Source organism: Geodermatophilus sp. TF02-6, from assembly GCF_003319115.1.
In the GTDB taxonomy this organism is placed as follows: Bacteria; Actinomycetota; Actinomycetes; order Mycobacteriales; family Geodermatophilaceae; genus Geodermatophilus.
Genome location: NZ_QOHF01000025.1, coordinates 46,048 through 56,525 on the forward strand (window position 1 = coordinate 46,048; position 10,478 = coordinate 56,525).

The 10,478-nt window shown below is 75.0% G+C and carries 10 protein-coding genes; 5 read left to right on the top strand and 5 right to left on the bottom strand.

Annotated features, from left to right (window positions below):
• Positions 1 to 164: 164 nt before the first annotated feature.
• From DQ238_RS19220 to DQ238_RS19235, 4 genes are read right to left on the bottom strand one after another with little or no spacing between them, the layout of a single operon-like run.
• The gene (locus DQ238_RS19220; protein WP_113782850.1) at positions 165 to 554 is read right to left on the bottom strand and encodes a globin; all 390 of its coding nucleotides are present in this window, start codon (positions 552 to 554) and stop codon (positions 165 to 167) included.
• Positions 551 to 1,885, bottom strand: coding sequence for an MFS transporter (locus tag DQ238_RS19225; protein ID WP_113782851.1), 1,335 nt, complete (start codon positions 1,883 to 1,885; stop codon positions 551 to 553). Before DQ238_RS19225 ends, DQ238_RS19220 begins: the two co-directional genes overlap by 4 nt.
• Positions 1,882 to 2,136, bottom strand: coding sequence for a hypothetical protein (locus DQ238_RS19230; RefSeq protein ID WP_233496109.1), 255 nt, complete (start codon positions 2,134 to 2,136; stop codon positions 1,882 to 1,884). The genes DQ238_RS19225 and DQ238_RS19230 overlap by 4 nt, the downstream gene beginning before the upstream one ends.
• Before the next feature lie 58 nt (positions 2,137 to 2,194).
• Positions 2,195 to 4,288, bottom strand: coding sequence for a prolyl oligopeptidase family protein (locus DQ238_RS19235; protein WP_113782865.1), 2,094 nt, complete (start codon positions 4,286 to 4,288; stop codon positions 2,195 to 2,197).
• A gap of 206 nt (positions 4,289 to 4,494) precedes the next feature.
• Here DQ238_RS19235 and DQ238_RS19240 point away from each other — a divergent pair, with 206 nt between their 5' ends.
• The 3 genes from DQ238_RS19240 to DQ238_RS19250 all read left to right on the top strand — a co-directional run bounded on the left by DQ238_RS19240 (position 4,495) and on the right by DQ238_RS19250 (position 7,260).
• Entirely contained in the window at positions 4,495 to 5,031 is a 537-nt protein-coding gene (locus tag DQ238_RS19240; RefSeq protein WP_113782866.1) for an HNH endonuclease, read from the top strand.
• A 388-nt stretch (positions 5,032 to 5,419) separates the two neighbouring features.
• Positions 5,420 to 6,598, top strand: coding sequence for a hypothetical protein (locus DQ238_RS19245; RefSeq protein ID WP_113782852.1), 1,179 nt, complete (start codon positions 5,420 to 5,422; stop codon positions 6,596 to 6,598).
• Positions 6,586 to 7,260, top strand: a complete 675-nt coding sequence (locus DQ238_RS19250; protein WP_113782853.1) for a class F sortase — start codon at positions 6,586 to 6,588, stop codon at positions 7,258 to 7,260. The genes DQ238_RS19245 and DQ238_RS19250 overlap by 13 nt, the downstream gene beginning before the upstream one ends.
• Positions 7,261 to 7,330: 70 nt before the next feature.
• On the opposite strand, the gene kynU is transcribed toward DQ238_RS19250, so the two are convergent.
• A complete protein-coding gene (gene kynU / locus DQ238_RS19255) occupies positions 7,331 to 8,587 on the bottom strand; it encodes a kynureninase (protein WP_113782854.1) in 1,257 nt (418 codons plus the stop codon).
• Positions 8,588 to 8,765: 178 nt separating this feature from the next.
• Between kynU and DQ238_RS19260 the strand changes: the two genes are divergently transcribed.
• Together DQ238_RS19260 and DQ238_RS19265 are read left to right on the top strand one after the other, a co-directional pair.
• A complete protein-coding gene (locus DQ238_RS19260; RefSeq protein ID WP_147263136.1) occupies positions 8,766 to 9,110 on the top strand; it encodes a hypothetical protein in 345 nt (114 codons plus the stop codon).
• Between the two features lie 140 nt (positions 9,111 to 9,250).
• Positions 9,251 to 10,051, top strand: coding sequence for a hypothetical protein (locus DQ238_RS19265; RefSeq protein WP_147263139.1), 801 nt, complete (start codon positions 9,251 to 9,253; stop codon positions 10,049 to 10,051).
• Positions 10,052 to 10,478: the final 427 nt, after the last annotated feature.

A 10,478-nucleotide genomic window follows, 5' to 3' on the forward strand; every position in this document is an offset into this window, starting at 1 on the left:
CTCGGAGGTGTCGTAGGGGAGTGCGGCCGCCTGCGGGTCCCGCCCCGAGCGTGCGAGTGGCGGGGGGCAGGGGGTCCTTCTTCAGACGACGGACAGGCCGCCGGGCGGTGGCCCTGTCCAGAGGCTCGCGCCGAGCGTGCGAGGCGTGAGGAGGACAGGGTCCTTCAACGGTTCTGCATGCTGCGCGCCGCCATCTCCAGGTACCCCCACAGCGTGGCGTCCTGCTCGGGGGACAGCTGCAGGGAGTCGACGGCGTCGCGCATGTGTCGCAGCCACGCGTCGCGCTCGGCCGGGCCGATCGCGAACGGCGCGTGCCGCATGCGCAGCCGGGGGTGGCCGCGCTGGTCGGAGTAGGTGGTCGGCCCGCCCCAGTACTGCTCGAGGAACGTGCGCAGCCGGGTCTGGGCCCCCACCCAGTCGTCCTGCGGGTACAGCGGCGCCAGCACGGGGTCGGCGCGCACGCCGGCGTAGAAGCGGGCCACGAGGCGGGCGAAGGTCGCGGATCCGCCGACCTCCTCGTAGAAGGTCCGCGCCGACGGCAGGGACGAACTCACGACACCGATGGTCCCCCAGTCGGAGCGCCCGGTGCCACGTGACCCTGGGTACGCACGTAGGAGGCCAGCGGCGCGACGACGGCGAGCAGGCCCACCCCGCCGACGAGGGCGACCACGACCCCCGGGCGGAGGCCCTCGGCGAGCAGGCCGGCGAGGAGCACCCCGACGCCCTGGACGGCGTAGAGCCCGCTGACCGCCACCCCGAACGCGCGGCCGCGGTAGGCCGCCGGCACCGTCTGCACGAACGCGACGTTGAGCGGGATCGTCCAGGCCGCGCCCAGGCCGGCGACGAACACCAGGACCAGGACCAGGACGTAGGCACCGCGCCCGGGTCCGCCCACCGCGGTGACCAGCCCGGCCGTCAGGACCGGTGCCAGCGACAGGACCACCAGGGCCGGCACCAGGCGTTCCCGGCGCGCCTGGGTGAGCACGCGGGCCAGCACCAACCCGCCCAGGGTGACCCCCAGGGGGTTGGCCGCCAGGAACAGCCCCACCTGGGTCGAGCCCTCGCCGAGGTCCTCGACGACCAGCGGCGCGGCGATCCCCTCGGCGGCGTTGGCGAAGAGGGTGCCCACCCAGGTGAGGGCGATGATCGCCCGCAGCCGCGGCGTGCGGGCGATCAGCCGCAGCCCCTCGCCGGCGTCCCGCCACACCGAGCGCGGCCCGCCGTCCTCCTCGCCGTCGGACGGCGCCGGGCGGCGCTGCAGCCGCCCCCACAGCCATCCCGCCGAGACGGCGAAGGTGGCCGCGTCCAGCAGCAGCACCGTCGACGGTTCGAGCACGGCCACCAGCGCCCCGGCGAGCGCGAAGCCGACCACCTGGGCCACCTGCGAGCCGACGTTGGTCAGCGAGGTGGCCACGGCGTAGCGGTCGCCGTCGAGGACGTCGGCCATGAGCGCGGAGCGGGCCGACTCGAACGGCGGTGCGCACAGCGAGACCACCAGCAGCAGGGCCAGCAGCGCCGGCAGCGGCGTCCCCGGGACCGCCATCCCCGTCACCAGCAGCGCGCGGGCGACGTCGGTGGCGATGAGGACGCGGTGCCGCGGGAACCGGTCGGCCAGCGTCGACAGCAGCGGCCCACCCAGCAGCCAGGGCAGGTAGCTGATCGCGAAGGTGACCGCCGACAGCAGTGGGGAGGAGGTGCGCTGGTAGACCAGCACGGTCAGGGCGACGCGGGCCAGCTCGTCGCCGATCGTGGAGAGCAGGTAGGTGGCGAACAGCGGCCGGAACTCCCGGACGGCGAAGACCTCGCCGAAGGTCGCCGGCCGGGTGGGTGGGTCGGGGGTCTCGGCGCCGGCCGGGCTGCGACCCGCCGACGCCCCGCCGCTCAGCGGACCCCCGCCGCGGCGCCCGCCACCGGGCCCAGCAGCGGCAGCGGGGTGCGGACGCCCTCGACGGCGAAGCGCTCCTTGACGATCAGCAGGATCCGCGCCGGCGTGGCGATCAGCGCCCGGGCGTTCTCGGCCGGCCAGTTCGTGCCCGACCAGTCGTAGACCTGCTGGCAGAGCCAGTAGTCGGCGCAGTCGGGGACGGAGCCGGTCGGGTCGCCGTCGGCCGCGAGCACGGACGGTGATGCGCTCATCACGGGAATACTGTCAGGTCGGCGGCGCCGCCGGGACCACCACCGGCTGCCGCGCCGGTCACGGCCCGGGTGGGGACCCGGCTCGGCCGGTCAGCCCGGTGTGCGCGGCGAGGAACGCCAGCTGGTCGGCGGCCAGGCCGACGGTCCGGCTGACCGCCCGCGCGCCGTGGCCCACCTCGGTCTCCCGGCGCAGCAGCACCGGCGCCGGGGCGCTCGTGGCGTGCTGCAGCGCCGCGGCCAGCTTGCGGGCGTGCAGCGGGTCCACGCGGGTGTCGGACTCGAAGGTGGTGAACAGCGCCGCCGGGTAGGCCGTGCCCGGGGCGACCCGGTGGTAGGGCGAGTAGCCCAGCAGCCAGCCGAGCTCGACCGGGTCCTCGGCGGTGCCGTACTCGTCGTTCCACGTCCGGCCCAGGCCGAACCGCTCGTAGCGGACCATGTCCAGCAGCGGCGCGGAGCAGACGACGGCGGCGGCGAGGTCGGGCCGCTGGGTGAGCGTCGCCCCGACCAGCAGCCCGCCGTTGGAGCCGCCCATCACCGCCAGCTGCTCGTGCGTCGTCCAGCCCTCGGCGACCAGGTGCTCACCGGCCGCGGCGAAGTCGTCGAAGACGTTCTGCTTGCGCTCGCGCATGCCGGCGCGGTGCCACTCCTCGCCGTGCTCGGAGCCGCCGCGCAGGTTGGCCACCGCCCACACCCCGCCGGCCTCGACCCAGGCCAGCGCCTGCGCCGAGTAGGCCGGGGTGAGGGCCACGTTGAACCCGCCGTAGCCGTAGAGCACCGTCGGCCGCGGCCGGTCGGGGGTGCCGGCCCGCGACAGGACGAACAGGTGCACCGGCGTCCCGTCGGCGGAGGTGGCGTGCGTCTCGACGACGCGCACCTCCGGGACCGCACCGGCCACCGGTGCCCGCTCCTCGTCGATCAGGGACGCCGGGTCGGTGGCGTCCCAGCGCAGCACCGAGGGCGGGGTCGAGTAGTCGGTGAAGCCGACCCACGCCGTCGTCCCGCCCTCCGGCGGCGCGCTCACCCCGGAGACGCTGCCGGGTCGCAGCGCGCTCACCTCGGCCACGCGCCCGGAACCGTCGCCGGCCCACAGCGACAGCCGGTCGGTGGCGTCGACGGAGTGGACGGCCAGCACCTGGATCCCGCCGTCGGCGCCGTCGACCAGGGCGACGTCGGTCAGCACGCCGTCCTCCTGCTGGCCGACGACGTCGAGCCACCGCTGCGGCGCCCACGTCGCCGGGTCGGCCGGGTCGGCGACGGCCAGCCGCCAGCGGGGGGTGCCGCGGTCGCTCATCAGCCACAGCCGCCCGTCGCGGGCCACCCAGGCCGCGGTCTGCGCGTCGACGCCGACCTGCAGCTCGCGGAGCGCGCCGTCCCCGGCGAGGTCGGCCAGCCAGACGTCGTCGCGCGGGGCGGTGCCGACCGAGGCCGAGACGACCAGCCAGCGGCCGTCGCGGCTGGTGCGGACGCCGAAGTAGGTGGCCGGGTCGCTGTCCTCGCCGTACACGAGCGTGTCGCCGTCGGGGTCGGTGCCGACGCGGTGGCGCCAGACCCGCCGGTGGAACTGCTCCTCGCCGGCGGGCACCCGCTCGGGGGCCAGCCGGCGGACGTAGAACAGCTCCTCGCCGCCCGGGAGCCAGGCGACGGGGGAGTAGCGGCAGCGGTCGACCGGCCCGTCGAGCGGCTCGCCGGTGGCGACGTCGAGCACGTACAGCCGCGACTCCTCGTCGCCCCCGGTGGAGAGCTGGTAGGCCAGCCGGTCACCCTCCCAGGACGGCGACCACGCGTCGAGGGTCGTGGTGCCCGACGGGTCGATGGCGATCGGGTCGACCAGCACGCGGGTGCTGCCGTCGGGCTCGCGCACCCGCAGGACGGCGTGCTCCTGGCCCGGGTCGCGGCGGGTGGAGAAGGCCCGGCCCGCCCGCACCACCGGGACGCCGACCGCGCCGGCGTGCACCAGCTCCGCCAGCCGCGCGGCGAACCGCTCCCGCAGCGGGAGGGCGGCCAGCGCCTCCGCGGTCAGGGCGTCCTGGGCCCGGGTCCACGCGACGGTGCGGGGGTCGGCGGGGTCCTCCAGCCAGCGGTACGGGTCGGCGACGGGGTGACCGTGCAGGTGCTCGACCAGGTCGAGCCGGGGGGCCTCGGGGTAGCGCACGCGGCCCACGGTAGTGACGCCGGCCGTCGTCCTCCGGCCCGTCCCGGGAGCGCCGGAGCGCCGTCGCAGGTCAGAATGGGGGCGCCCACGGGTCGCACTGCACCCGGCGCGCGGCCGAGGGCGCTCGGAGGTGCCCCGTGCCGCGTCCCGCGTCCGGGTCGTCCGCAGGCCAGCCAGGTCCGCGGCGCGACCCCTCTCCCCATCCGCTGACGCCTGCCCCTGCGCGGGGGACCACGTCGGCGACCCTGCTGCTCAACGCGACGTACGAGCCGCTGTGCGTGGTGTCCAGCCGCCGCGCCATCGTGCTCGTGCTGGCCGACAAGGCGGTCTCGGTCGACAGCGCGCCGGAGGAGGTGCACTCGGAGTCGGTGATCCTGCCGGTGCCGGTGGTGGTGCGCCTGACCCGCTACGTGCGGGTGCCCTACCCGGCGCAGGTGCCGCTGTCGCGGCGCGCGGTGTTCCACCGGGACGGCTCGACCTGCGTGTACTGCGGCGGCTCGGCGACCAGCATCGACCACGTCGTCCCGCGCAGCCGCGGCGGCACCCACACCTGGGACAACGTGGTGGCGGCCTGCCGGCGGTGCAACCACACCAAGGCCGACCGGTCGCTGGCCGAGCTGGGTTGGAAGCTGCCGCACCCGCCGCGCACCCCCAGCGGGGCCGCGTGGCGGCTGCTGGGCGCCCGCACCGTCGACCCGCGCTGGCGGGAGTGGCTGGGCATGCCGGAGAGCGTCAGCGCCTGACGAAGGACCCCGTCCTGCCCATCCCTCGCAAGCTCGGGGCGGGGCCCTGGACGGGGCCGGCCACGCGGGCATGGCGCGGGTACCGGGACGCGGCCCGGACACGACTCCCTCGGCGTTGTCGACCCTCGTCATGGTCCGCTGCGTGATGGCGAGATGACCCGGTGGTGGGTCGCTGTTTGGTGAGCACCTGACGTCAGCTTGACCATCTGCGCGTCCGTCGTTGGGCAGGAGCTGCCAGGTCTGGCGGACGTCCGGGTCACACCTTGGTCACACCTGGTCGCAGGTGACCCACGTTGCGTGTCGAGTACTCAGATGAGCTGAGCGGTGACTGTACGTTCCGCGCAGACGGCGCCGTCGGGGCGCTGCGGTCACCGGAAGGTGTCTCCCCATGCCCACCCCCACCCCGTTCCGCCGGCCGCAGGTGCAGCGCCTCGGCCTCGTCGGCATCGGTGCCGCCGTCCTCCTCGTCGGCATCGCGTCCTCCGCCGGTGCCGCGACCGGCGTCAGCATCCCGCTCGAGCCGACCGCGGTGGTGCTGAGCGCCGTGCCGGTCGACAGCCTCGGCTCCATGGACCCCATGGCCGACCCGACCTCGACCGTCTACGAGCCGACGCCGGTCCAGTACGGCGGCACGATCACCGTGGACATCCCCGCGGAGCTCGACGACTCCGCCGTCGGCGCCGAGCTGGTCTTCGACGACAACGGCGACGGCATCCCCGAGGCGACGTACTCCTCCAGCTTCACGCCGGCCAACCCCAATTTCCTGGTCGTGGCCGGCCAGGGCACCGGGAGCATCACGGTCACCCTGCCGGCCGACGACCCGATCGCCGGGGACGCCGCCACCCTGACACTCGAACCGCTCCCCTCGACCCTCAGCCCGGCGTTCACCTCCTACGACCAGGTGGTCTACGAGCTCGGGTTCGACGCCTCCGCACCCGCCGCCCAGACCGTGCAGCCCCAGCTGGTCGCCTTGTCGCAGGTGCCCTGTGACGTCTACTCCGGCACGCGGTGCCCCTTCCCGACCCCGGTCACGGCCGGCTCGACCGTCACGCTCGACCTGACCGACGGCTCGGTGCTCCGGGAGCTCGGCATCACCGACCTCACCGACGTGCAGGTCGGCCTGCAGCAGCTCGACGCGGACGGCCTCCCCACCGGTGCCGCGCCGGTGGAGCTCGCGGTCCAGGTCGACGGCGAGACGGCGAGCTTCGTGCTCCCGGCCGGCACGGCGGCCGGTTCCTACGGCCTCGTCGTCGTGCAGCAGACCCCGTCGGGCGGCATCTCGGTGTTCAGCGTCGAGCTCACCGTCGTCGCCGAGGAATCGCCGGCCGTCGTCCCGCCGGCCGTCCCGCCGACCGCGGCGCCGCCTGCCGCGACGACCACCCAGCCCGTGGTGGTCAACGCCGGGCTGCGCTCGAACACCGGCGTCGAGGTCGTCGAGACCGGCTCCACCGGGACCGTCACGGTCGCCACGGGTGCCGGCCTGCTGCTCCTCGCCGGCCTGGGCGGGGCCGCCGTCGTCCGCACCCGGCGCCGTCCGGCGACCGAGGGCGGCACGTGCGCCGACTGACCGGGCCGGGCCGGCGCACCGCCGCCGCGGCGGCGATCGCCGCCCTCGGACTCGCCGGCGGCACGCTGCTGGCGGTCGGGTCGTCCGACGACGCGCGGCCGGCCGCGGCCACCGGGTCCTCCGACCCGGTGGCCGCGGCTCCCGCCGCCCCGGTGGACGAGCCGCCGCAGCCCACGCTGCCGGCCGAGGGGACCGTGCTGCCGACCCCCTCGTCGGACGTCCACGTGACCATCCCGGCGGTGGGCCTCGACCTGCCGGTGCTGCCGCTGACCCCGCAGCACGGGGTGATCAACCCGCCGACCCTGACCGCCGCCTACTGGATCGAGCCCTACGGCGACCCGGTCGGCTCGGCGGGGCAGGCCGACAACACCCTCTACATCGCGGCCCACTCGACCGGCACCGGGGAGTACGGGTTCGACCCGCTGATGGCGTCCGACGGACAGGGCAGCAGCCTCGACCCGGGCGACGTCGTCGAGGTGAGCACCCCGCGGGGCACGGTCGACTACACCGTCGAGCGCACCGAGCGCTACGGGAAAGGCGAGCTGCCCGACGCGGCCGAGGTGTGGCAGGCCTCGCCCGGGCGGCTGGTCCTCCTCACCTGCTTCCAGCGCGGCGGCGGGCGGGCCTCGACCGAGAACCTGGTCGTCTTCGCCCAGTCCTGACCCCGGGAGCGGCCCTCGTGCAGGGCCCCGCCGCGAGCTCGCGAGTGGTGGGGGGCACGAGGGTCCTTCTTCAGGTCACCCGGGAGCGCTCGGTGGGGTAGGCCTCGTGGGCGCCGGTGGCCAGCACCTCGCGGATGCAGTCCATGGCGTCCCACACGTCGACGAAGCGGGTGTAGAGCGGCGCCGGGCCCAGCCGCACGCGGTCCGGCGTCCGGAAGTCCGGGACGACGCTGCGGTCGACCAGGGCCTGGGTGAGCTGCCAGGCCCGCGGGTGGGCGAGGGTGACGTGCGAGCCGCGGCGGGCGGGGTCGCGCGGGGAGGCCAGCGCCACCCCGTGCGGGGCGAGCCAGGTGTCGGCGAGGGCGACGACGAGCTCGCCCAGCGCCCGGCCCTTGGCGGCCAGCCGGTCCACCCCGGCCTCGGCCACGATCCGGGCGCCCACCTCGACCGCGGCCATGGCCAGCACCGGCGGCGTCCCGACGCCGAACCGCTCGATCCCCGGCGCCGGGTCGTAGGCCGGGCCCATGGCGAACTGGTCGCGCTGGCCGAACCAGCCCCAGATCGGCTGGCGCAGCTGGTCCTGCAGCTCGCGGCGCACGTAGAGAAAGGCCGGGGCACCCGGCCCGCCGTTCAGGTACTTGTAGGTGCAGCCGACGGCGAGGTCGGCGCCGGCCGCGGCCAGCTCCACCGGCACGGCGCCGGCGGCGTGCGAGAGGTCCCACAGCACCAGCGCGCCGACCTCCCGCGCGGCCGCGGTGACGGCGGCGACGTCGACGAGCGCGCCGGACCGGTAGGCCACGGCGGAGAGGACGACGACGGCGACCCGCTCGTCGAGCGCCGCGGCCAGCACCGCCGGGTCGAGCCCCTCGTCGACGTGGGCCGGCACCTCCCGCACGGTCATGCCCCGGGCCTGCGCCACGCCGGCCACGACGTAGCGGTCGGTGGGGAAGTCGTCGGCGCAGCAGACCAGCACGTCGCGGCCCGGCCGAGCGTCGACGCCGGCGACCAGCAGCTTGTACAGGTCCACCGTGGTCGAGTCGCCGACCAGCACCTCGCCGGGGCGCGCGCCCAGGACGTCCTCGGCCAGCTGGTCGCCGAGCCGGGCGGCCGCGCCCACCCACGAGGACCACGAGCCGACCAGCCCGCGGGCCCACTCCTGCTCGACCACCCGGGTCAGCGCGGCCGGCGTCTCCCGGGGCATGCGGCCGAGCGAGTTGCCGTCCAGGTAGAGCAGCCCGTCCTCCCCGGCGCCGGCGAACCGGGCGCGGAAGCCGGCCAGCGGGTCGGCGGCGTCGAGGGACTCGGCATGGGCGCGTGACAGGTCCACGGGGACTGTGTACCGCTGCGGACGCCGGCGACGGTGGGTGACCACGCCTCGGGCGCTCTCCCCGGTCGGGTGGTCAGGGCAACGAATCCGGAACGCGGAGGTGTGTCTCTGGCCGGGTCGATCATCCTGTGGCAACAGCAAGTAGTTGACTGCGCGCTCTCTGTAAAGGAGGTCACGGGTGCGCGTGGTTCAGCGGTCCCTGGGAGTCGTGTTCCTGGCCATGGCGGTCGGTGTGTCGATGGAGGGCGCCTTCGTGGTCGCCGCCGACCCCGCGGCCGCCGCGCCGGCCGGGATCGGGGAGCCGAACCGGGTCGCCGAGCAGGCTGCTGAACCGGTCCCGGTGTCGGACGAGGGGGACGCCGAGCCGCCGGCCGGCCTGCCGACGGAGCTGCTCGACGATCCGGCGTTCACCGCGGACAGCCCGCCGGACAGCGGCCTGGCTGATCTGTCGGCGCCTCCGCCGGTGGGTGACCTCTCCGGGGCCTCGGGCCCGGAGACGGGGTACGACCAGACGCTGGCGTAGGCGCAGGCCTCGGGCCAGCCGGCGGAGCTGACCTCGGAGACGACGGAGACGACGATCTCCCGGTCCGGCCCGACGGCGCCGTGGAGGTGCAGTCCGCGGCCGGTCCGGTGCGGACCCCCGTCGACGGGGAGTGGGTCGACGTGGACACCACGCTCGAGCTGACCGACGACGGCGTGCGCCCGGTCGCGGTGCCCGGTGAGATCACCTTCTCCGCCGGCGGGGATGCGCCGATGGCGGTGCTCGGCGACGGTGAGGGCACCCAGATCACCCTGGCCTGGCCCGACGAGCTGCCCGCGCCGGAGCTGGCGGGGGCCACCGCGACCTACCGCGACGTGCTGGACGACGTCGACCTGGTGCTGACGGCGACCCGGACCGGGTTCGAGCAGCACCTGGTGGTCAACTCCCGCCCCGATCGGGCCACGCTGGCCGCGCTGCGCGAGCTGGAGTTCCCGCTGACCTCCGACGGCGCGAGCGTCGAGGAGGGCGAGGGCGGCCAGCTGCAGGTCGTCGACGAGTCCGGGAATGTGGTGGGCAACGCCGCGGCGCCGCTGATGTGGGACGCGCGCACCGACCCGGCCACCGACGAGCCGGTCGCGGTCGACGAGATCGGGTTGGAGCTGGCCGAACCGTCGGAGGCCGGCACGGACGCCACGCTGGTGCTCACCCCGCCGCAGGAGTTCCTGACCGATCCGACCACGGTCTACCCGGTCACCATCGACCCGACGCAAGCGCTGGGCCTCATCGGTAGCACCTTCGTGCAGAACAACGTCAACACCCCGCAGGCCGGACCCAGCGAGCTGCCCGTGGGCACGTGGAACGGCGGTGGCCAGGTCAACCGAGCTCTGCTGCAGTTCGACCTCGGCGCGGCGTTCGACAAGGTGGTGCAGTCGGCGACGCTGTCGCTGTGGCAGTTCCACTCCTACTCCTGCTCCCCGCGGTGAGTGGACATCCGCGACGCCGGCGACTTCCATCCCGGTACCGTCTCCTGGGGCAACCAGCCGTGGATCGGTGGCATCCTGGCCAACGCAAACACCGGCGCCGGGTACAGCTCGGCCTGTCCGGATGCCTGAGTGAACTTCGACCTCAGTGGCTGGGTTGCCCACTTCTCCGACGCCCGCAACATGAACCGTCCTGGGGCCGATGGAGGGTGGCGATCAGGCCACCTCACGGCGTGAGGCGATGGAGCTAGCGTACTCCATTTCCTTCTCGATTGGTGGCATGTAGCCGATCGAGGAGTGGAGTGAGGTTTTCTCAACGGATTGGCGTGTGAGCCATTCTCCGGCCCGAGGATGTGCAGGTCGGCGGGCTGAAGGGAGTGTCACTGCATAGGCGCGGGGTCCTGCGAGAGGATCGGTTCTGCTCAAGGAA